Annotated in this window: 19 protein-coding genes and 2 pseudogenes; 6 read left to right on the top strand and 15 right to left on the bottom strand. The window is 61.3% G+C overall.

Going from position 1 to position 21,915, the window contains the following annotated elements:
- Window positions 1-132: 132 nt before the first annotated feature.
- Window positions 133-483 (bottom strand): DUF6124 family protein, encoded by a 351-nt coding sequence (locus ASC85_RS13490; RefSeq protein WP_057449685.1) that lies wholly within the window; start codon window positions 481-483, stop codon window positions 133-135.
- A gap of 942 nt (window positions 484-1,425) precedes the next feature.
- Here ASC85_RS13490 and ASC85_RS33070 point away from each other — a divergent pair.
- From ASC85_RS33070 to ASC85_RS33060, 3 genes and pseudogenes are all read left to right on the top strand, one after another.
- Window positions 1,426-2,310: pseudogene (locus ASC85_RS33070) on the top strand (OprD family outer membrane porin); the annotation flags it as partial.
- A gap of 1 nt (window position 2,311) precedes the next feature.
- Window positions 2,312-2,589, top strand: a pseudogene (locus tag ASC85_RS33065) (OprD family outer membrane porin); the annotation flags it as partial.
- Between the two features lies 1 nt (window position 2,590).
- Window positions 2,591-2,855: OprD family outer membrane porin (locus ASC85_RS33060; RefSeq protein WP_156395641.1), on the top strand; the 265-nt coding region annotated here is incomplete at its 5' end.
- Window positions 2,856-3,079: 224 nt separating this feature from the next.
- On the opposite strand, the gene pcaC is transcribed toward ASC85_RS33060, so the two are convergent.
- The 11 genes from pcaC to pcaR all read right to left on the bottom strand — a co-directional run bounded on the left by pcaC (window position 3,080) and on the right by pcaR (window position 14,078).
- Complete coding sequence (gene pcaC / locus ASC85_RS13480; protein ID WP_014336968.1) at window positions 3,080-3,472, bottom strand: 4-carboxymuconolactone decarboxylase; 393 nt, start codon at window positions 3,470-3,472, stop codon at window positions 3,080-3,082.
- 10 nt (window positions 3,473-3,482) lie between these two features.
- Window positions 3,483-4,283, bottom strand: a complete 801-nt coding sequence (pcaD, locus tag ASC85_RS13475; protein WP_057449684.1) for a 3-oxoadipate enol-lactonase — start codon at window positions 4,281-4,283, stop codon at window positions 3,483-3,485.
- A 12-nt stretch (window positions 4,284-4,295) separates the two neighbouring features.
- Window positions 4,296-5,660 carry a 3-carboxy-cis,cis-muconate cycloisomerase gene (locus ASC85_RS13470; RefSeq protein WP_057449683.1) on the bottom strand — a complete coding sequence of 455 codons (1,365 nt, stop codon included), beginning with the start codon at window positions 5,658-5,660 and terminating at the stop codon, window positions 4,296-4,298.
- A gap of 213 nt (window positions 5,661-5,873) precedes the next feature.
- Window positions 5,874-7,169 carry an MFS family transporter gene (locus tag ASC85_RS13465; protein ID WP_057449682.1) on the bottom strand — a complete coding sequence of 432 codons (1,296 nt, stop codon included), beginning with the start codon at window positions 7,167-7,169 and terminating at the stop codon, window positions 5,874-5,876.
- Window positions 7,170-7,364: 195 nt separating this feature from the next.
- Complete coding sequence (pcaG, locus tag ASC85_RS13460; RefSeq protein ID WP_057449681.1) at window positions 7,365-7,931, bottom strand: protocatechuate 3,4-dioxygenase subunit alpha; 567 nt, start codon at window positions 7,929-7,931, stop codon at window positions 7,365-7,367.
- A gap of 1 nt (window position 7,932) precedes the next feature.
- On the bottom strand, window positions 7,933-8,637 hold the full coding sequence (pcaH, locus tag ASC85_RS13455) for a protocatechuate 3,4-dioxygenase subunit beta (protein ID WP_003198643.1): 705 nt from the start codon (window positions 8,635-8,637) through the stop codon (window positions 7,933-7,935).
- A 37-nt stretch (window positions 8,638-8,674) separates the two neighbouring features.
- Window positions 8,675-9,880, bottom strand: a complete 1,206-nt coding sequence (pcaF, locus tag ASC85_RS13450) for a 3-oxoadipyl-CoA thiolase (RefSeq protein ID WP_172681394.1) — start codon at window positions 9,878-9,880, stop codon at window positions 8,675-8,677.
- Complete coding sequence (locus ASC85_RS13445; RefSeq protein ID WP_014336962.1) at window positions 9,877-10,656, bottom strand: CoA-transferase subunit beta; 780 nt, start codon at window positions 10,654-10,656, stop codon at window positions 9,877-9,879. The genes pcaF and ASC85_RS13445 overlap by 4 nt, the downstream gene beginning before the upstream one ends.
- Entirely contained in the window at window positions 10,653-11,513 is an 861-nt protein-coding gene (locus ASC85_RS13440; RefSeq protein ID WP_057449680.1) for a CoA transferase subunit A, read from the bottom strand. The genes ASC85_RS13445 and ASC85_RS13440 overlap by 4 nt, the downstream gene beginning before the upstream one ends.
- A gap of 235 nt (window positions 11,514-11,748) precedes the next feature.
- Window positions 11,749-13,095, bottom strand: coding sequence for an MFS transporter (locus ASC85_RS13435; protein WP_003198637.1), 1,347 nt, complete (start codon window positions 13,093-13,095; stop codon window positions 11,749-11,751).
- 140 nt (window positions 13,096-13,235) lie between these two features.
- Window positions 13,236-14,078 (bottom strand): pca regulon transcriptional regulator PcaR, encoded by an 843-nt coding sequence (pcaR, locus tag ASC85_RS13430; RefSeq protein ID WP_014336961.1) that lies wholly within the window; start codon window positions 14,076-14,078, stop codon window positions 13,236-13,238.
- A gap of 579 nt (window positions 14,079-14,657) precedes the next feature.
- Here pcaR and ASC85_RS13425 point away from each other — a divergent pair.
- Window positions 14,658-14,858, top strand: coding sequence for a hypothetical protein (locus ASC85_RS13425; RefSeq protein WP_003184509.1), 201 nt, complete (start codon window positions 14,658-14,660; stop codon window positions 14,856-14,858).
- 365 nt (window positions 14,859-15,223) lie between these two features.
- On the top strand, window positions 15,224-16,699 hold the full coding sequence (locus tag ASC85_RS13420; protein WP_057449679.1) for an inorganic phosphate transporter: 1,476 nt from the start codon (window positions 15,224-15,226) through the stop codon (window positions 16,697-16,699).
- 163 nt (window positions 16,700-16,862) lie between these two features.
- On the opposite strand, the gene ccoM is transcribed toward ASC85_RS13420, so the two are convergent.
- The 3 genes from ccoM to ASC85_RS13410 all read right to left on the bottom strand — a co-directional run bounded on the left by ccoM (window position 16,863) and on the right by ASC85_RS13410 (window position 17,721).
- Complete coding sequence (ccoM, locus tag ASC85_RS33515; protein ID WP_014336959.1) at window positions 16,863-16,979, bottom strand: cytochrome c oxidase subunit CcoM; 117 nt, start codon at window positions 16,977-16,979, stop codon at window positions 16,863-16,865.
- Window positions 16,980-17,123: 144 nt separating this feature from the next.
- A complete protein-coding gene (locus ASC85_RS32605) occupies window positions 17,124-17,285 on the bottom strand; it encodes a hypothetical protein (protein ID WP_003184513.1) in 162 nt (53 codons plus the stop codon).
- A 94-nt stretch (window positions 17,286-17,379) separates the two neighbouring features.
- On the bottom strand, window positions 17,380-17,721 hold the full coding sequence (locus ASC85_RS13410) for a hypothetical protein (protein WP_057449678.1): 342 nt from the start codon (window positions 17,719-17,721) through the stop codon (window positions 17,380-17,382).
- A gap of 229 nt (window positions 17,722-17,950) precedes the next feature.
- On the opposite strand from ASC85_RS13410, the gene rapA reads away from it, so the two are divergent.
- The gene (rapA, locus tag ASC85_RS13405; protein WP_057449677.1) at window positions 17,951-20,797 is read left to right on the top strand and encodes an RNA polymerase-associated protein RapA; all 2,847 of its coding nucleotides are present in this window, start codon (window positions 17,951-17,953) and stop codon (window positions 20,795-20,797) included.
- The last annotated feature ends 1,118 nt before the right edge of the window (window positions 20,798-21,915 follow it).

The raw sequence follows: 21,915 nt of genomic DNA, 5'->3' as shown, positions 1-21,915 counted from the left end.
GGAGCAAGGCTTGCGCGCGATGAAGGCGATGCGGTCTTTCAGGAACCGAGGCGCCTGTTTCGCGAGCAAGCTTTGCTCCCACAGCCCAGCGGGGCGATGCGACGTTTCACTAAATCCCCTCGCCACACTTGGTCAACGCGGGTCGACGATATCCAGCGCTCGATTGGCCAACAACTCACTCAAGTCAATCATCTGCGCCACGCCGAGCGCGACATGCCGCCACGAGCCTTCCAGATCGAACGCCAGGTCGTTGACCATGGCACTGGCCGAGGCCAGGGTTTCTCTGAGATTTGCTAGCAGGCATTCGGTGTCGAGGGTATCGATGACGGTGAAAACTTGAGTTGAGGTTTTTGGCTTGGGATCAGGGTGGGTGCCCAGATGGTAATCGAGTGCTCGGTCTGCGGCCTCTTGGAGCTTTTCTGGATCGGGGTCGTTGTAGGGGAAGGTAGACTCTGATGGCGAAGAAGGGTGATGTTTTTTCATAGCGGCGCTCCTGCATCAATTGGAGCCCGAGACATTGAGTCCGGGCGCTGGCGCCTAACGAATTCGGCGGGCTTGCAGTCCCGGTCGCTGAATGACAGCGACACGAACAAGCTAGAGATACCGCTTCCGAGCAGCAACCTTAAAACTTCGTCGGAAAATTCGCTGCGTCTGTCAGACCGGCCACAAATCCTGTGGGAGCAAGCCTGCTCGCGAAGAGGCCGGCAAATTCAACATCTCCACCGACTGTGATACCGCCATCGCGAGCAAGCTCGCTCCCATACTTGGATTGAAGTACAGCCGCCAGAGCTAGGTCGGTTGTCAGGCCGCTTTCGCGAGCAGGCTCGCTCCCACAGTTGGGTCGAAGTACAGCTGCCAGAACCCGGTCGACTGTTAGGCCGCCATGTACGACCGGAAGAATCAGGTCGGCTGTCAGGCCGCCTCGCGAGCAAGCTTTGCTCCCACAGATCTGACAGGTGTACGACCAAGAGAGCCAGGTCGGCCGAGCCCTAGCGAGGCACCGAGTGGTGGGGCAGGAGCGTTTTGCTTACTTTTGACTGGGCCGGCTTCCGGGCTCTTCAAAAGTGAGCCGCCGTCAGGGCGGAACCCTAAGCCGCCGTTACCGCAGCAATGGATATGTACTCAGCCAAGACTGACAGGCCGCCATCGCGAGCAAGCTCCCACAGTGGAATGCGTCCATCCAATCAGTTTTTTGCCGTTCGATAATCGCCCAAAACCCACAATCGGCAATTGAACCGATCCCGGGCGGCCCTTCACCATCGCTCGCACAAAACCAATAACAACAGGTTCGACGCCATGCCCCTACGCCCCGCCTCACCCGGCTGATCCCCGATCGCCCTGATGACCCTGGCTCCACCCTTAGCGCCTGCACCTCAAACGTGCGGCAACAACTTGCTTCGTCCACAAAAAATAGAGACAACGCCCATGAAGCCCACACAGCACCTTCTCCCCAGCCTCATTGCCGTCGCCCTGACCAGCACCGCCCTGCCCGTTCTGGCCGCGGAGTCGGGGTTTGTCGAGGATGCCAAGGTCAACCTCAACCTGCGCAACTTCTACATCAACCGCAACTTCACCAACTCGAACAATGACCCAGAGTTTCATCCTCGACGCCAAGTCCGGCTTCACCCAGGGCACGGTCGGTTTCGGCGTGGACGTGCTGGGCATGTACTCGGTCAAGCTCGACGGTGGCCGTGGCACGGCCGGTACGCAATTGCTGCCAGTGCACGATGACGGTCGTCCAGCCGATGACTTCGGTCGCCTGGGCGTCGCCCTCAAGGCCAAGGTGTCGAAGACCGAATTGAAAGTAGGTGAGTGGATGCCGGTACTGCCGATCCTGCGTTCCGACGACGGTCGCTCCCTGCCGCAAACCTTCCGCGGCGGCCAGGTGACTTCCACCGAAATCAGCGGCCTGACCCTCTACGGCGGTCAGTTCCGCGCCAACAGCCCGCGCAACGACGCGAGCATGGAAGACATGTCGATGAACGGCCGCGGCGCGTTCACCTCCGACCGTTTCAACTTCGGTGGCGGTGAATACGCCTTCAACGAAAAACGCACCCAGGTCGGCGTGTGGTACGCAGAACTGTCCGACATCTACCAGCAGCAATATTTCAACCTGACCCACAGCCAGCCCATTGGCRACTGGACCCTGGGCGCCAACCTCGGCTACTTCACCGGAAAGGAAGACGGCAGCGCGTTGGCCGGCGACCTGGATAACAAAACCGCATTCGCCATGCTCTCGGCCAAATACGGCGGCAACACTTTCTACGTCGGCCTGCAGAAAGTCGGCGGCGATGATGCCTGGATGCGCGTNAACAAAACCGCATTCGCCATGCTCTCGGCCAAATACGGCGGCAACACTTTCTACGTCGGCCTGCAGAAAGTCGGCGGCGATGATGCCTGGATGCGCGTCAACGGCACCAGCGGCGGCACCCTGGCCAACGACAGCTACAACTCCAGTTATGACAATGCCAAGGAAAAATCCTGGCAAGTGCGCCACGACTTCAACTTCGCCGCCGTCGGCGTGCCGGGCCTGACCCTGATGAACCGCTACATCAGCGGTGACAACGTGCACACCGCCACGGTCGACGANGCGCCACGACTTCAACTTCGCCGCCGTCGGCGTGCCGGGCCTGACCCTGATGAACCGCTACATCAGCGGTGACAACGTGCACACCGCCACGGTCGACGACGGTAAGGAATGGGGCCGCGAAAGTGAGCTGGCTTATACCGTGCAAAGCGGCGCGCTGAAGAGCCTCAATGTGAAGTGGCGTAACTCGACGATGCGTCGGGATTACAGCACCAATGAGTTCGATGAGAACCGGTTGATTGTCAGCTACCCGATCAGCCTGCTGTAAAAGCCAGACAAGGAGGAGGCTGTACCACCGTCATCGCGAGCAGGCTCGCTCCCACAGGGGGGTCACTGCCGAGCACAAAATCTGTGCTCACTGAAAATCCCATGTGGGAGCAAAGCTTGCTCGCGATAGCGGTGGGTCTGTGGCATTTCTGGTGAGTGTCGCATTGCATCGCGAGCAAGCTTTGCTCCCACAGTATTGACTCCCACAGGGATTGGCGGTGGTTCTCAAGCCCGCGATTCGACGCCCAGTTCATCCCAGACGGATTCGGCCAGGTGGAAGGTCGCGTTGGCCGCCGGGATGCCGCAGTAGATGGCGCTCTGCATGATCACTTCCTTGATCTCGCTGCGGCTCACGCCGTTGTTGGCGGCGGCGCGCAGGTGCAGCTTGAGTTCTTCGTTGCGGTTCATGCCGATCAGCATGGCAATGGTGATCAAGCTGCGGGTATGGCGCGGCAGGCCCGGGCGGGTCCAGATATCACCCCAGGCATGGCGGGTGATCATCTCCTGGAATTCGCTGTTGAACTCGGTCAGGGCATTGAGGCTGCGATCGACGTGGGCGTCACCCAGCACTGCGCGGCGCACTTGCATGCCTTCGTCGTAACGTTGTTTCTCGTCCACAAAAAACTCCTCAGGCACGGCCAGAATCAAGCAGGAAATCCAATACCCGCGCGCTGAACGCGGCGCCGGCCTGGACGTTGGACAGGTGCGCGGCGTAGAACTCGGCGTACTCGGCCCCACGGACCCGCTCCTGGATAAAGTGCCCACCCGACGGCGGCGTCACCGCGTCTTCAGTGCCGGCGATCACCAGCAGCGGTACGCGAATCGACGACAACTGCTCGCGGAAATCGGCATCACGCACCGCCGCACAGTTGGCCGCATAGCCCTGGGGCGAAGTGGCGGCGAGCATGTCGGTGATTTTTTTTGCCGTCGCAGGCTGGGCCTCGGCAAAGTCGGGGGTAAACCAACGGGCAATCGAGGCATCACGCAACGCCACCATCGCCGCCTTGCCGTCACGCAGCACGGTTTCGATGCGCGGGTTCCACACCGACGGATCACCAATCTTGGCCGCGGTGTTGCACACCACCAGTTTGTGCAGGCGCTCGCTGGCGTTGATCCCCAGCCACTGGCCTATCAACCCGCCCATGGACAAGCCACAGAAATGCACCTTGTCGAGGTTCAACTGATCAAGCATCGCCAGCACATCGCGGCCCAGTTGTTCGATGCTGTACGGCCCTTCGGTGACCAGCGACTGGCCATGGCCGCGCGTGTCGAAGCGCAACACGCGAAAGTGTTCGCTGAAGGCCGCGACCTGCGCGTCCCACATGTGCAGGTCAGTGCCCAAGGAATTGGAGAGCACCAACACAGGGGCGTCTTGCGGCCCATCAAAACGATAGTTCAGATCGCCCTCGGCGAGTTTGACGAATCCCACAACAATCTCCTTTCAGGCGTTCAAGACAAGGTGTTCGGCCACGGCCCGGGCGACCCAGGTCTGGGCTTGTCCGAGGTAGTGCGCCGGGTCGAGCAGATGATCAAGCTCGGTCGCGGATAGCTGCGCAGTGACCTGGGGTTCATCCCCCAGCACATCACGCAAATGCCGTTGCTCGGCCACGGCGCGCTTGCAGCATTGCTCCAGCAGATGGTGCGCCGTGTCGCGCCCTACACGCTGGGCCAGGACGATGCTCACCGCTTCGGCCAGCACCAATCCCTGGGTCAGATCCAGGTTGCGGGCCATGCGCGCCGCGTCCACTTCCAGCCCTTCGGCCAGCAGACGCGCCTGTTGCAGGGCACCGGATACCAGGCAGCAGATCTCCGGCAGGGTTTCCCATTCGGCGTGCCACAGGCCCAGGCTGCGCTCGTGTTCCTGGGGCATGGCGCTGAACAGCGTCGACAACAAGCCAGGCACTCGCGTCGCCGCGCCGATCAGCACTGCCGCGCCCACCGGGTTGCGTTTGTGCGGCATGGTCGACGAACCGCCCTTGCCCGGCGCCGACGGCTCGAACGCTTCGCCGGCCTCGGTCTGCATCAACAGGCTGATGTCGCGGCCCAGTTTGCCCAGGCTGCCGGCGATCAAACCCAGCACCGCGCCGAACTCCACCAGGCGATCGCGCTGGGTGTGCCACGGTTGTTCCGGCAGGTTCAGTTGCAACTCGGCGGCCAGGGCTTCGGCGACAGGCAGCGCCTGCTCACCCAACGCGGCGAGCGTTCCGGAGGCGCCGCCGAATTGCAGTACCAGCAAGCGCGGCTTGAGTTCTTTCAAACGTTGGCGGCTGCGGGTGATCGCCCCCAGCCAACCGGCGATTTTCATGCCCAGGGTCACCGGTGTCGCGTGTTGCAGCCAAGTGCGCCCGGCCAGCGGCGTGGCGGCGTAGCGTTCGGCTTGTCGGGCCAGGGTGACGGCCAACTGCGCCAGCTCTGTCTCGATCAAGCCCAACGCCTGGCGCAGTTGCAGCACCAGTCCGCTGTCCATCACGTCCTGGCTGGTCGCCCCCAAGTGCACATAGCGCTCGGCCTCGGCGCTCTCGGTAGCGATGCGCTTGCCCAACGCCTTGACCAACGGGATCGCGGAATTGCCGGCACTGGCAATCGCTTCGCTCAATGCCGAAAAATCGTACAGCTGGGCACGGCAGGCTTTCTCGATCGGCGCCACCGCATGCTGGGGGATCAATCCTACCCCCGCCTCGGCCCGGGCCAGCGCGGCCTCGACATCCAGCATGGCCTGGACCCGCCCTGCATCACAGAACACCTCGCGCATGTCGCGGGCCGTGAAGTAGGCATCGAACAGCTGATTGCCCGGTCGTTCGCTCATAAACAGTCCTTCGGAAAATGAATGCCTTTGCGGCCAGAGATAACTCCTGCTGGCTTTTACCCCGTAGGAGCTGTGTAGGAGCTGTCGAGTGCAACGAGGCTGCGATCTTTCCCCAGACACTTGAATCTCAAGTGAAAGATCAAAAGATCGCAGGCTTCGCCAGCTCCTACAGAACCCAGCAGCAGTCTCTGGCCACAATGAATCAAACAAGCCTTAAAGGTCATGGTGCAAATACGCCGGCTGCTTGGGCAGGCGCAGGCTGAACAGGAACGCCACCACCATCATCACCGTGACATACCAGTAAAAGGCGTTCTCCATGCCCTGGGCCTTCAGGCTCAAGGCAACGTACTCCGCCGAGCCGCCAAAAATCGCATTGGCCACCGCGTAAGCCAACCCTACTCCCAGCGCCCGCACTTCAGGTGGAAACATTTCCGCTTTCACCAGGCCACTGATGGAGGTGTAGAAACTGACAATCGCCAGCGCCAACGTAATCAGGACAAACGCCAGGAACGGGCTGCTGATGCTTTTGAGGGTCAGCAGGATCGGCACCGTGCACAACGCCCCCAGAGCTCCGAACCAGAGCATGGAATTACGCCGGCCGATCTTGTCCGCCAACATGCCGAACAACGGCTGCATGCACATATACAGGAACAGCGCACCGGTCATGATGTAGCTGGCGGTCTTGGCGTGCAGGCCGGCAGTGTTCACCAGGTATTTCTGCATGTAGGTGGTGAAGGTGTAGAAAATCAGCGAACCACCGGCGGTGTAGCCCAGCACGGTGATGAACGCGGCCTTGTGATCGCGAAACAGCGCCGCGATGCTGCCGGCGTCCTTGTTCTCGCGCATTTCCTTGCTGCTGGTTTCCTTCAGGGAGCGTCGCAGGAACAGGGAAATCAACGCAGCCACGGCGCCCACCACGAATGGAATCCGCCAGCCATAGGCACGCAGCTCATCTTCGCTGAGGAACTGTTGCAGGACCACCACCAGCGACACCGCCAGCAGTTGCCCGCCGATCAGCGTCACGTACTGGAACGAGGCGAAAAAGCCACGTTGGCCCTTGAGGGCGACTTCGCTCATGTAGGTGGCGGTGGTGCCGTATTCGCCCCCCACCGACAGGCCCTGCAGCAAGCGCGCGAACAACAGCAACAGCGGCGCCCAGACGCCGATGTCCTTGTAAGTGGGCAAGCAGGCGATGAGCAACGAGCCGAAGCACATCATCAGCACCGAGATCATCATCGAGTTCTTGCGCCCGTGACGGTCCGCCACCCGGCCGAAAATCCAACCGCCGATAGGCCGCATCAGGAACCCGGCGGCGAACACACCGGCCGTGTTGACCAGTTGCACCGTAGGGTTGTCCGAGGGGAAGAACGCCGGCGCGAAATAAATCGCACAGAACGCATAGACGTAGAAGTCGAACCATTCGACCAGATTGCCGGATGAGGCACCGACGATGGCGAAGATGCGCTTGCTGCGTTCTTCACCGGTGTAGTGGCTGATTGGGATGGCCATGGGTTACTCACTTGTTGGGGACTGACGAAGTCTAGACACACTTAGTAACAGTCCCGTTCCACAGTATTGCATTGCCTGGACTGACGCTATCGCGGGCAAGCCTTGCTCCCACAGAGGTTGTTGCCATTGCCCATCGCATGTCGTGTACCCCTGTGGGAGCAAGGCTTGCCCGCGATGGCGCCAGTGTTGACTCACTCAGTAATCGAAGAACACCGTCTCGGCATCCGTGCCCTGCAGGATCACGTTCCATTGATACACACCCGACGCATCGGGCTTGCTCACGATCGTGGCGCGACGTTCTTCGGGCACGCAGGCCAGCAGCGGGTCGGTTTCGTTGGCCTGTTCGCCGTCGAAGTAGATGCGCGTCAGCAAATGCTTGACCAGCCCGCGAGCGAACACCAGCACCACCAGGTGCGGTGCCTGGGTCGTACCGTTCAACCCTGGCACAGTGCCCGGCTTGATGGTGGTGAACCGGAAGCGCCCTTCGACATCCACCGGCACCCGGCCGAAACCTTCGAAGTGCGGGTCCAGGGGTTTGTCCTGGTCGTCTTCCGGGTGGGCGTATTTACCGGCGGCGTTGGCCTGCCAGACTTCCAGCATCGCGTCGTTGACGAACTGGCCATTGCCGTCGACCACCTGCCCGGTGATCGCCACGCGCTGACCGAGGGTTTGTGTGACGGTCAGGTCTTCACGGTTCAGCCAGGTCAGGCCGATGTGGTAGTAAGGGCCAACGGTGTGGGACGTGGTGGCGGTGAGCGTCATCTTATTTCTCCATCGGCGTGGCATCGCGGCCGCGCAAGACGATGTCCCAGCGGTAACCGAGGGCGTAGTGAGGGACGGTTTTTTCCAGGTCGAAACTGGCGATCAAGCGTTCCTTGGCGCGGGTGTCCGGCACGCAGTTGTAGATCGGGTCGTATTCCAGCAACGGATCGCCCGGAAAATACATCTGCGTCACCAGGCGCGTCAGAATGCTCGGCCCGAACAGTGAGAAATGGATGTGCGCCGGGCGCCAGGCGTTGTGGTGGTTGCCCCACGGATAGGCGCCAGGCTTGATGGTCTGGAACTGATACCAGCCATCGGCGTCGGTGACGGTGCGACCGGTGCCGGTAAAATTCGGGTCCAGCGGCGCGTCATGGTTATCGCGGTCATGGTTGTAGCGACCGGCGGCGTTGGCCTGCCAGATCTCCACCAGGATGCCCGGCACTGGCTGGCCGTGCTCATCCAGCACGCGCCCGTGAATGATGATCCGCTCCCCCAGCGGCTCGCCGGCATGCTGGGCGGTCAGGTCGTGGTCCTTCTCTTGCACGCGATCGGCACCGACAGTCGGGCCGGTAATTTCCGACAGCGAATGAGGCAGGAACACCAATGGCTTGGACGGCGAGCGCAGGTTGGTGGACTGGTACGGTGGGTGCAGATACTCCGGCTGGGTGCCCGCTTGGGGGCGACGATAACCAGGCTTGTCAGTCATGCAGCGTTCCTCGGATTCTTATTAGTAGAACGACGCGTCAGACGCGTTCGATCGCCAGCGCCAGCCCTTGGCCGACGCCGACGCACATGGTCGCCAAGCCTTTCTTGCCACCGGTCTTTTCCAAGTGGTGCAGCGCCGTCATCACCAAGCGCGCCCCGCTCATGCCCAGTGGATGGCCGAGGGCGATGGCGCCGCCGTTCGGGTTGACCTGCGGCGCATCGTCCGCCAACCCCAAATCGCGCAGCACCGCCAGGCCCTGGCTGGCAAACGCTTCATTGAGCTCGATCACATCGAAGTCCGCGACCGCCAGGCCCAGGCGCTCAATGAGCTTGCGCACCGCCGGCACCGGCCCGACGCCCATCACCCGTGGCGCGACGCCAGCACTGGCCATGCCCAGCACTTTGCCGCGCGGCGTCAGGCCGTGCTTTTTAACCGCTTCGGCCGACGCCAGGATCAGTGCAGCCGCGCCATCGTTGACACCCGAGGCGTTGCCGGCAGTGACGGTCTTGTCGGGGCCATTGACCGGTTTGAGTTTGCTCAAGGTTTCCAGCGTGGTATCGGCGCGAGGATGCTCATCCTGCTCGACCACCGTCTCACCTTTTTTATGGGTGATGCGCACCGGAACGATTTCTTCGGCAAAAAAACCTGCCGCCTGGGCCGCTGCCGTGCGCTGTTGGCTGCGCAAGGCGAAAGCATCCTGGTCGGCGCGGGACACGGCGTAGTCATCCGCCACGTTATCAGCGGTCTGCGGCATCGCATCCACACCGTACTGGGCTTTCATCAATGGGTTGATGAAACGCCAGCCGATGGTGGTGTCTTCCAGCTTCATGTTGCGGGAAAACGCCGCGTCGGCCTTGCCCATTACGAATGGCGCACGGGACATCGACTCCACGCCGCCAGCGATGGCCAGTTCCATCTCACCGCTGGCGATGGCGCGAAACGCCGTGCCGATGGCGTCCATGCCCGAGGCGCAGAGGCGGTTGAGGGTCACGCCGGGAATGCTTTCCGGCAGGCCCGCCAACAGCAGCGCCATGCGCGCCACGTTGCGGTTGTCTTCGCCGGCCTGGTTGGCGCAGCCGAGAAACACTTCGTCCACCGCGCTCCAGTCCACCGATGGGTTGCGCTCCATCAGCGCCTTGATCGGCACGGCCGCCAGGTCATCGGCACGCACGGCGGACAAACCGCCGCCAAACCGACCGATGGGGGTTCGAATCGCATCACAGATATAAACGTCGCGCATCAGGCTTCTCCCGGTGCCTGGCCGTGGGCCGCCGCAGTACGAGCTTCCAGGTCGCGCAGTGCGCGCAGCTCCACTTCGGTCGGTTCGGCGGTGGTTTGCACCTGATCGGCGAAACGAATCGCCCACCCGGTGGCCGCAATGACTTGCTCGCGGGTCACGCCAGGGTGCAGCGCGGTGACCACGAACTCATGGGTGTCGGCTTCCGGTTCCATGATGCACAAGTCGGTGATGATACCGACGGGACCGGCGCCCGGCAGGCCCAGGCGTTTGCGCGAATCGCCGCCTTCACCGTGGCCGACCGAAGTAATGAAATCCAGCTTGTCGACAAACGAGCGCGCCGACTGCTTGAGGATGATCAACACGCTCTTGGCCGAACCGGCGATTTCCGGCGCGCCACCAGCACCCGGCAGGCGGACTTTCGGCTGATGGTAGTCGCCCACCACCGTGGTGTTGATGTTGCCGAAACGGTCGACCTGGGCTGCGCCGAGGAAACCGACGTCGATGCGTCCGCCTTGCAGCCAGTAGCGAAAAATCTCACCGGTCGGTACGACGGTATCAGCGGTTTCCGCCAGCTCACCGTCGCCGATGGACAGTGGCAGTACGCTGGGCTTGGCACCGATCGGGCCGGATTCGTAGATCAGCACGACGTCCGGCGACGATGTCAGCCGCGCCAGGTTGGCCGCTTTCGACGGCAGGCCGATGCCAACGAAGCACACGGCATTGTTCTTCAAGCGACGCGCCGCGGCGACGGTCATCATTTCGTTGGTGGAGTAAGTCATGGTTTCACCTGCGAAGCGGCTGCCAGTCTGGCCTGGAATTCACTGAAGTCTTTAGTGCCATGGATGTATTCGTTGATCCAGGCGGTGAAGGTCTCACGGTCCCGGGCGATCGGATCCCACGCCTGGTAGAAACGGTTGTCACGCTCGGTGTAGCCGTGGGCGTAGGACGGATGAGCGCCACCCGGCACAAGGCACACGGCGCTCAATGCCCAGGTCGGCAGCACGCAAGCGTTCATCGGTGCGTTCAGGTCGTCGACGATTTCTTCCACGGTGACGATGCAACGCTTGGCGGCCAGGGCGGCTTCTTTCTGCACGCCGAGAATGCCCCACAGCAGCACGTTGCCCTTGCGGTCGGCTTTCTGGGCGTGGATCACCGTGATGTCCGGGCGCACCGAAGGTACAGCGGCCAAAACTTCACCGGTGAAGGGACAGGTCACGCTCTTGATCAGTGGGTTGACCTTCGGCAGGTCGGAACCGGCGTAGGCTCGCAGCACCGCGAACGGCAGGCCGGAGGCACCAGCGACGTAGGCGTTGGCCAGGTCGGCATGGCTGTGTTCCTCGATCTCCAGCGGCTGTGGCCATTGTTTCTCCACCGCATCGCGCAAGCGGTGCAACGACCCGACGCCAGGGTTGCCACCCCAGGAGAAAATCAACTTGCGAGCACAACCGGCGCCGATCAACTGATCGTAGATCAGGTCAGGTGTCATGCGTACCAGGGTCAGATCTTTCTTTCCCTGACGAATGATTTCATGACCCGCCGCCGTAGGAATCAGGTGAGTGAAGCCTTCGAGCGCGACGGTATCGCCGTCGTTGACGAATTGCTTCACCGCGTCGTGCAGCGAAAGGATTTCAGCCATGGGGCAGGCTCCCGTTTTCCAGTAGACCGACATGAAGAAAAAGGCGCGAGGTTAAGCGCCGGAGTGACTGAAGATTAAGCCGGGGGAAAAAGCCAAACAATCCGATAATCGACTGAGCGTTCGTTTATCGAACAGATTGTTGTTTGGCTATCTATATTCGCCCAAGCACACAGAGCCCCCTGTGGGGAGCCTGCATGCCCTCAGATTTGTCTTCCACAGGGGTTATGTCGCGGGCTCAGGTCGCATCCGCATGGCTGACCATGCCCTTGATCACCACCGCCGTGGTCGCCAGGGCCGCCGGGATCACCAGGGCGGTCAGGACTTGTTCGAAGTTCCAGCCCAGGCCCAACAGGGTCGCGCCCATCCAGGCGCCGAGGATCGCGCCGAAACGACCGATGCCCAGCATCCACGAGACACCGGTGGCCCGGCCCTGGGTCGGGTAGAAACGCGCGGCCAGGGAAGGCATCGCCGATTGCGCGCCGTTGACGCACATGCCGGCCACCAGCACCAGGGTGGCGAGCAAGGTGATGTTGCCCAGGCTCTGCCCCACTGCGTAGGCAAACAGCCCGGCCATCAAGTAGAAAATGCCGATGACCTTGTGCGGATTGAACCGGTCCATCGCCCAACCCACCCCGACGGCGCTCAGCACGCCGCCGAATTGGAACAGCGCACCGATAAACGCCGCCTGCTCCATGCTCGCGCCGCTGTCGCGCATCAGGGTCGGCAGCCAACTGGTCAACAGGTAGACGATCACCAGGCCCATGAAATAGGTCAGCCACAGCAGCAAGGTGCCAGCGCTGTAGGTGCCGGAGAAGATCACCGCCAGCACATTGCGGGCTTTCACGGTTTTCTGTTCCGGCACACTGAAACTCGCCGCTTGGGCCACCGTGTTCGGTTCGATCGGTGCCAGGGTCTTGCGCACCTTGTCGGTGCCACGATTGCGCACCACCAGGTAACGCGCCGACTCTGGCAGCCAGAACAGCAACACGACCGCCAGGATCAACGGCAGGATCCCGCCAATCAGCAGCAGGCTGTGCCAACCGAACGCCGGTATCAGCTTGGCGGAGATGAACCCGCCGCCGGCCATGCCCAGGTTGAAGCCGCAGAACATGCTGGTCACCAACAGGGATTTCTTGCGTTCCGGGGTGTATTCCGAGAGCAAAGTGGTGGCGTTCGGCATCCCGGCGCCCAAACCCAGGCCGGTCAGGAAACGCAGTACCAGCAATTGATCGACGTTGGTGCTGTAGGCCGACGCCAGGCTGAACGCGCCGAACAACAGGACCGCGCCCACCAGCACGACTTTTCGTCCGAAGCGATCAGCCAGCGGCCCTGAGCCCAATGCGCCAAACACCATGCCGATCAGCGCGGCGCTCATCACCGGGCCAAGGCTGGCGCGATCGATGCCCCAGTCCTGGGACAGCGCCGGGGCGATGAAGCCCATGGCCGCTGTATCGAGGCCGTCGAGGAAAACAATCAGGAAACAGAGAATCACCACCCGCCACTGGTAGCGCGAAATGGGTTGGGCATTGATGAAGGACTGCACGTCGAGGCAGTTGCCTACGGAGGTCTGGGGCTGGTTCATTTTATTTTTATTCCACGCGATAAACGCAGGCGAACGATCAGGGACCGGCGAAACCCGCCGGATGACGCTGCGCGACATTAATGAGGGCAGGCAAATACCGTCAATTCATCGCCGCCGACTGTGTGCGTTTATCGAACAGCTTAAGTGAACAGCTGCGCGCTCAGATCGCGACTAGCCCCCAGCAGGCCTGGCAGGAAGCGCTGTTCCAGCTCATTGCGGCTGACCCGTCCGGCATGGGTACTGACGTTGAGTGCCGCCACCACCTGGCCGGAAGCGTCATAGACCGGCACGGCAATCGAACGCAGGCCCTGTTCCAGTTCCTGGTCGACGATGCACCAGCCTTGCTGCCGTACCTGTTCCAGGCATTCGAGCAATGCCTCGGGGGTATGCAAGGTGCGGCTGGTCTTGGCTTGCAGGTCGGCGTGGTCGAGGTAGTCGCGCAACGAAGCATCATCCAGGGCCGCCAGGAGAATCCTGCCCATCGAAGTGCAATAGGCTGGCAGACGCCCGCCGACCGACAGATCGACCGAAATCAGGCGCTGGGTGGTGGCTGACCGGGCGATATAGAGGATGTCGTCGCCTTCGAGCGTGGCCATGTTGCAGGCTTCGTGCAGTTGCTCGCTCATGCGGTCCAGGTACGGCTGGGCAGAAACGGCCAGGGGCGTCGAGGACAGATAGGCGTGCCCCAGGGTCAGCACTTTGGGCAGCAGCGAATAAGTGCGTCCGTCCGTGGTGGCGTAGCCAAGCTTGATCAAGGTATGCAGGCAACGTCTGACGGCGGCGCGAGGGATTTCCGTACGATGGCTGATCTGGGCGATGGTCAGGTGCCGCTTGCGCTCCTGGAAGGCCTGGACCACGGCCAATCCGCGGGCCAGGGACGTCATGAAATCAGGATCGCCGGTCAGGGCCTGGATCCGCTTGGCCGGCGACGCGACAATCGGCGGCGCGACTGAAGTGAAAGCATTGCGCAATTGGTCGTTCATGTCTGGTCCTTCCCCGGGAATGACGGCTATTACAAGCGGCTGCCCGACGGACAGACAAGGGTCGGACCGTCAACAGCGTTCGATTATCGAACCAGCAACCGATTATCGCAATCCTACCCGGTATCATGAGTTCGCCAGCCGTCGAACGTTCGATAACAAGTTGAGCGAGAGTGACAAGCGATTTGACGTGAAAGCGCGGGCGATATTGAACTTGTCGCCTTGAACGGCATCAGGATATCGGCACTAGCAAGCATCTTCTGAAACCTGATTGACACAAGTTTGCACATACAAACATCGATTCACACAACAACCGGCCCCTTTAAATATTTCCCGATAGTGTTATTCAGCTGGACCGCTATAATGCAACTCAGCGACGGTACGGCCAATCGACCGCTCCCGTACGCAGGCACCTTGGTTAATACCCTGGCGCCCGAAGCACCTTTAGGGTCGCTTCCCCTGTATTGGCAACAACACGAAGCCCTGATGCTACGTCAGCTGTCAGCTCTGGTGCCGTGGCCGTCTGCATGCCTACATGCAGTGCGTATCACCAGATTCAATTTCAATTAATTAGGTACAACTGTGACGAAAGACGAACTGCGCGCGGAACTTGAGCGCCAGGAACAACGTTACAAGGAAGTTTACGGCGGGGAAGTCACCACCTACGCCGCGCAGCCTGAACCGGAACGCAAACCCTGGCGTAAGCGCGCCACCGTTCAGGACCAGGCCTTCACCCAGGAACTCCAGAAAATGGAAAAAGAACTCAAGGCCGAAGAGCAGTGACGCTCTGGGCCTGACGTTCTTGTGAAGAGGTCTCCGGCCGCCACCCAGGCCGGAAACCACAGCGCACGCCCGCCATGAGCGGGCCGCCATCCACTCCCGTCCGACGACCGGGAAGGTTCATGGCCGACCCTCTTTTCAGATATTTCATACAACCGCTCGAAGTGCTCTACAGCGGGCGGCGATCAGGTTCCGGGACGCTTTGCGCCCCTGAATCAAAGGGTTACGTGCCCCACGGGAAACCTCGCGCCAGAGGCATTCCTACAAATTATTTCGTTGAAGAATGTTGCCGATGAGCAGGCAATGCATCGATTGCCATGGTTTTCTGGCATAATCGCGCCCCCTTATGACCGGGTCAGAAAACCTTCATGATCGATTTATTCAGCGGACTGGATGCTTGGGTGCTTGTGAGCCTCTTGCTCGCCCTGGCTTTTGTCCTCGCCTTCGAGTTCATCAACGGCTTTCATGACACCGCTAACGCGGTTGCCACTGTTATCTACACCAAAGCCATGCCGCCTCATCTGGCGGTGTTCTTTTCCGGTGTGTTCAATTTCCTCGGCGTGCTGCTGGGCGGTGTGGGGGTGGCGTACGCCATCGTTCACTTGCTGCCCGTAGAGCTGCTGATCAATGTGAACACCGGACACGGGCTGGCCATGGTGTTTTCGCTGCTCGCAGCGGCCATTACCTGGAACCTGGGCACTTGGTACTTCGGTATCCCGGCGTCCAGTTCCCACACCTTGATCGGCTCGATCCTCGGCGTGGGCCTGGCCAACGCGTTGATCAACGATATCCCGTTGGCCGACGGGGTGAACTGGCAGAAGGCGATCGATATCGGCGCCTCCCTGGTGTTCTCGCCCATGGCAGGCTTCCTGATCGCCGCCCTGGTGCTGATCGGCCTGAAATGGTGGCGCCCGCTGTCGAAGATGCACAAGACACCGGAACAACGCCGCCAGATCGACGACAAGAAGCACCCGCCGTTCTGGAACCGCCTGGTGCTGGTGATCTCGGCCATGGCTGTCAGCTTTGTCCACGGCTCCAACGATGGTCAGAAAGGTATCGGCCTGATCATGCTGGTGCTGATCGGTATCGTGCCGGCACAGTTTGTACTGGACCTGGGCAGCACCACCTACCAGATCGAGCGGACCCGTGACGCGACCCTGCACCTGAGCCAGTTCTACCAACGCAACAACGAGTCCCTGGGTGAATACCTGGCGCTGGGCAAAAGCGTGAAAGGCGATCTGCCGGAGAAATTCCGCTGCAACCCGCAGCAGACCGAGCCGACCATCAATGCCCTGCTCGACACGCTCAAAGGCGTGGCCGACTACCACTCGCTGCCGTCGGAACGACGCATCGAGGTTCGTCGCTACCTGCTCTGCCTGGACGACACGGCGAAGAAAGTCGGCAAGCTGCCAGGCCTGGCAGCCCGTGAGAAAGACGACCTGAACAAGCTGCGCAAGGACCTGACCGCCACCACCGAGTACGCCCCGTTCTGGGTGATCCTGGCGGTCGCCCTGGCGCTGGGCCTGGGCACCATGATCGGCTGGAAGCGTGTGGTACTGACCATCGGCGAGAAGATCGGCAAGCAAGGCATGACCTACGCCCAGGGCATGTCGGCGCAGATCACCACCGCGTGCATGATCGGCATGGCGAACATCTTCAGCCTACCGGTTTCCACCACCCACGTCCTGTCCTCGGGCGTAGCCGGCACCATGGTCGCGAACAAGAGCGGCCTGCAAGGTGGCACCGTGCGCAACATCCTGCTGGCCTGGGTGTTGACCCTGCCAGCCACGGTGGCGCTGTCGGCCGGGCTGTTCTGGCTGGCGTCCAAGGCCCTGGGCAGCTGATTCCAGCGGCTCAAAAAAGAAGGTGCGACCCTTGCGGCTCGCACCTTTTTTTATGCCCAACGCTCACACAGTTGTTTTGTGTCAAACAGGGAAAATTTGCCCAAAAAAAAGGGCGACCGAAGTCGCCCAAAATGCCTTGCGTGCTCGTTGCAGCCGGAAAGACCTACGGTTTTTTCCGCTTGTGTGCGTCTTTCCAGATGAATAATCCAAAGCCTGCGAAAAATACGACCATGAGGCCAACCGTCAGCACCCCGGCAAACACCACATTATCGAAAAACATGACTGGCCTCCTGGTCTTGCCCCTGTTGCGATGGGTTCAAGTTAACCAATCAGGCCTGGATGAAAATTGACCGGGGTCAATAACGCCCGCAACGGGGCGAAAAGGTGGGGAAATAACTGATCTGCATCAATGGATCGAGGGGGTTCAGCGCTTTTTCGGTTTGTTTTTCGGCTTTTTCTTGGGCTTGCCCAACGGCATGGCCTGCTCGAAAGCCTGGCGGACTTCATTGAGGCGTTTTTCGTTGAGGTCGTGAACGCGCTTGGCGCGCTCGGCACTGAGGTCGATCAGCTTGTCGTCTTGGCTCATGGCGTGTGGGCATCGTGCAGTGAATTGCGGATGCGCCCATGATGCGGGCTGTTGGCGGCGTTGACCAGCCTGCGTACGTCGGCAAACACCTGAATCAGATCTGGATATCGACCCACAAGCCCTGGCGCGACTCTTCGTCTATCAGCGGCACCACCGGCACGGTATTGTCGGCGTTGAGTTCGGTACCCGGTACGGCCAGGTGTTCTTCAGGATCGTCATTGGCCTCGCGGTGGCGCTTATCGCGCTCCTGCCGGCGACGCTGCTCCTCGCGCAACAGCAGCGCGGCCTCTTCCGGGTCGCGGTTTTGCAGGTCGATGGTGCTTTCGTTGGAGCTTGGCTGCACCGGGACCACGGGCGGTATGTCCGGTCGCTGGCGAACCGGATCCTGTTGAGCGGTGATGGGTACGGCGCTCAAAGGGAGCATGGGTGGCAACATAAAGGTCTCCTGTCTTCAGGTTGTCGGCTGGGAAAGTGGCAGCTTGAACCGCCGGTCTGAAACTTGTGACCCAGTTGGCATTGCAGCGATCCCCGGGGCCGAGCTTGTTTGATCGCTGGGCAAGCGTAAGTTCCATGCCGTCGCTAACTAATCAACGTACGTAAATCCTTTGGTCTGAGGGATCCTTCCGTTAAGATAACCGGCTTTTTCAAGGCGGGAGTCAGGCAGCATGGCGCAGCAGTATCAACCGGGGCAACGCTGGATCAGTGACAGCGAAGCCGAGCTGGGTTTAGGCACCGTTCTGGCACAGGACGGCCGCTTGTTGACCGTGCTCTATCCGGCCACTGGCGACACTCGCCAGTACGCGCTACGGAATGCGCCGCTCACCCGTGTACGGTTTTCGCCGGGCGATGTGATCACTCACTTCGAAGGCTGGAAAATGACCGTGCGCGAAGTCGATGACGTCGATGGGCTGCTGGTCTACCACGGCCTCAACGGGCAGAACGAAGTCGTCACCCTGCCCGAAACCCAACTGTCGAACTTTATCCAGTTCCGCCTGGCGAGCGACCGTCTGTTCGCCGGCCAGATCGACCCGTTGGCCTGGTTCTCCCTGCGCTACCACACCCTGGAACACACCAGCCGCCAGTTACAGTCTTCGCTTTGGGGCCTGGGCGGCGTCCGTGCCCAGCCAATCGCCCACCAATTGCACATTGCCCGTGAAGTGGCCGACCGCATTGCGCCGCGTGTGTTGCTGGCGGACGAAGTGGGCCTGGGCAAGACCATCGAGGCCGGCCTGGTCATCCACCGTCAACTGCTGTCCGGCCGCGCCAACCGCGTCCTGATCCTGGTGCCGGAAAACCTCCAGCACCAATGGCTGGTGGAAATGCGCCGGCGCTTCAACCTGCAAGTCGCGCTGTTCGACGAAGAACGCTTCATCGAAAGCGATGCCAGCAACCCGTTCGAAGACACTCAACTGGCCCTGGTGGCGCTGGAGTGGCTGGTGGACGACGAGAAGGCCCAGGACGCGCTGTTCGCCGCCGGCTGGGACCTGATGGTGGTCGACGAGGCTCATCACCTGGTGTGGCACGAAGATCAGGTCAGCCCGCAGTACGCGCTGGTCGAACAACTCGCCGAGACAATCCCGGGCGTGCTGCTGCTGACCGCAACCCCGGAACAACTAGGCCAGGACAGCCACTTTGCTCGCCTGCGCCTGTTGGACCCGAATCGCTTCCACGACCTCAAGGCCTTCCGCGCCGAAAGCGAAAACTATCGCCCGGTGGCCGAAGCCGTGCAGGAGTTGTTGGACAAAGGCCGTCTTTCGCCTGAGGCCCACAAAACCATCCAGGGCTTCCTGGGCAATGAAGGCGAAGCCTTGCTGACCGCGGTCAGTGATGGCGATGTCGAAGCCAGTGCCCGCCTGGTGCGTGAACTGCTGGACCGCCACGGCACCGGTCGCGTGCTGTTTCGCAACACCCGCGCCGCTGTGCAGGGCTTCCCCGAGCGCAAGCTGCACGCTTACCCGCTGCCGTGCCCGGACGAGTACCTCGAGTTGCCCCTGGGCGATCACCCCGAGCTGTACCCGGAAGTCAGCTTCCAGGCCCAGCCGGACGCCAGCGAAGAAGAGCGCTGGTGGCGCTTCGACCCGCGGGTCGAGTGGCTGATCGACACCCTGAAAATGCTCAAGCGCACCAAAGTACTGGTGATCTGTGCCCACGCCGAAACCGCCATGGACCTGGAAGACGCTTTGCGCGTGCGTTCCGGCATCCCGGCCACGGTGTTCCACGAGGGTATGAACATCCTGGAGCGCGACCGCGCGGCGGCCTATTTCGCCGACGAAGAGTTCGGTGCTCAGGTGCTGATCTGCTCGGAAATCGGCAGTGAGGGCCGCAACTTCCAGTTCGCCCATCACCTGGTGCTGTTCGATCTGCCAGCGCACCCGGACCTGCTCGAGCAACGTATCGGACGTCTGGACCGGATCGGCCAGAAACACACCATCGAACTCCACGCGCCGTACCTGGAAACCAGCCCGCAAGCGCGGCTGTTCCAGTGGTATCACGAAGCCCTGAATGCCTTCCTCAACACTTGCCCGACCGGCAACGCCTTGCAACACCAGTTCGGCCCACGCCTGCTGCCATTGCTGGAAGAAGCCGACGATGGCCAGTGGCAAGCGCTGATCGACGAGGCCCGTACTGAACGCGAGCGCCTGGAAGCCGAGCTGCACACCGGTCGCGACCGTTTGCTGGAGCTCAACTCCGGCGGCGCTGGTGAAGGCGATGCGCTGGTGGAAGCCATTCTCGAGCAGGACGACCAGTTCGCCCTGCCGATCTACATGGAAACCCTGTTCGACGCCTTTGGTATCGACAGCGAGGACCATTCGGAAAACGCGCTGATTCTCAAGCCGAGCGAAAAAATGCTCGACGCCAGCTTCCCGCTGGGCGACGACGAAGGCGTGACCATCACCTACGACCGCAACCAGGCGCTGTCTCGCGAAGACATGCAATTCATCACCTGGGAGCACCCGATGGTGCAAGGCGGCATGGACCTGGTGCTGTCCGGGTCCATGGGCAACACCGCCGTGGCGCTGATCAAGAACAAGGCCCTCAAGCCCGGCACCGTGTTGTTGGAGCTGCTCTACGTCAGTGAAGTAGTGGCCCCGCGCTCGCTGCAACTGGGCCGCTACCTGCCGCCGGCCGCCCTGCGCTGCCTGCTGGACGCCAACGGCAACGACCTGGCCGCCCGGGTTTCGTTCGAAACCTTGAACGACCAGCTCGAAAGCGTGCCCCGCGCCAGCGCCAACAAGTTCATCCAGGCCCAGCGCGACCAGCTCACGCCACGGATCAATGCCGGCGAAGAAAAGATCGCCCCGCGTCACGCCGAACGCGTGGCCGAGGCCCAACGTCGCCTGGCCGCCGATACCGACGAGGAACTGGCCCGCCTGACCGCCCTGCAAGCGGTCAACCCGACCGTGCGCGACAGCGAACTGGTAGCCCTGCGCCAACAGCGCGAGCAAGGGCTGGCGATGCTTGAGAAGGCGGCGTTGCGTTTGGAGGCGATTCGGGTGTTGGTGGCGGGCTGAGTTTGGCTGGGGGCCCGCTGTGGTGCTTTTATCGGGTGTATATCCGTTTCTTTGGTAACGGCGGCTTAGGGTTCCGCCCTGACGGCGGGTCACTTTCGAAAAGCGCGAAAGTAACCAAAGCGCTTCTGCCCCACCACTTGGCACCTCGCTTAGGCTCGGTGTGCCCTCACTCCGGCATTGCTCCGTGGGCCGCCGCGAAGGGCCATCCATGGCCCAGCGCGGCTATCCCGGCATCCATGCCGGGTTGCCCACTCCACAATGCCTGCGTTCGGCCAGCGTGGTTAACGGGGCGCTGAGATCAACGTCCACCGCGAGGCGGCCTAGTAGCCGACCTGGCTCTCCCGGTCGTACACCCATCAGATCTGTGTGAGCAAAGCTTGCTCGCGATGGGGCCAGTCAGCTCAACATCCATGTGACTGAACCACCGCCATCGCGAGCAAGCTCGCTCCCACATCCAATTTCAGCGAACACAAAATTTATATTCAACACAGAACCACTGTGGGAGCGAGCCTGCTCGCGAAGAGGCCAGCACATCCAACATTTTCATCGACTGGAGCACCGCCTTCGCGAGCAGGCTCGCTCCCACATGGATTTTCGGCAGCCACAAGATGCCCAGACGCCGCAGAACCCTGTGGGAGCGGGCTTGCTCGCGAAGGCGTCGGTACCATCCAACATCATTGCAAACTGATCCACCGCTTTCGCGAGCAAGCCCGCTCCCACAGGAAAAACGCGGTCTCACCAAGAACCAGGTCGGCTATCAGGCCGCCTCGGTTTTGTTTTTGATCTGGGGCGCCCCATTAACCACGCTGGCTGAACGAAGGTATTGCGCAGTGGGCATCCCGGCATGGATGCCGGGWTAGCCGCGCTGGGCCATGGATGGCCCTTCGCGGCGGCCCACGGAGCAATRCCTTCGTTCAGGCATGCCGAGCCTGAGCGAGGCACCGAGTGGTGGGGCAAAGCGCTTTTGGTTACTTTTGGCGCTCTTCCAAAAGTGACCCGCTGTAAGAGCCAGCCCTTTCAAGGTCTTTGATAAAATCCCACAAAACTCCAGTCAGGGTGACGAAAGCAATGTGGGCAGAAGTTCTAGCGCGGTTTGAGAAAAAAGCACCGGCCAGTGT

This window comes from Pseudomonas sp. Root401 (assembly GCF_001425105.1).
Taxonomy (GTDB): Bacteria; Pseudomonadota; Gammaproteobacteria; order Pseudomonadales; family Pseudomonadaceae; genus Aquipseudomonas; species Aquipseudomonas brassicacearum.
The sequence above is the reverse complement of the archived record's forward strand: the minus strand, read 5'-3'. Positions and strand labels throughout refer to the sequence as shown.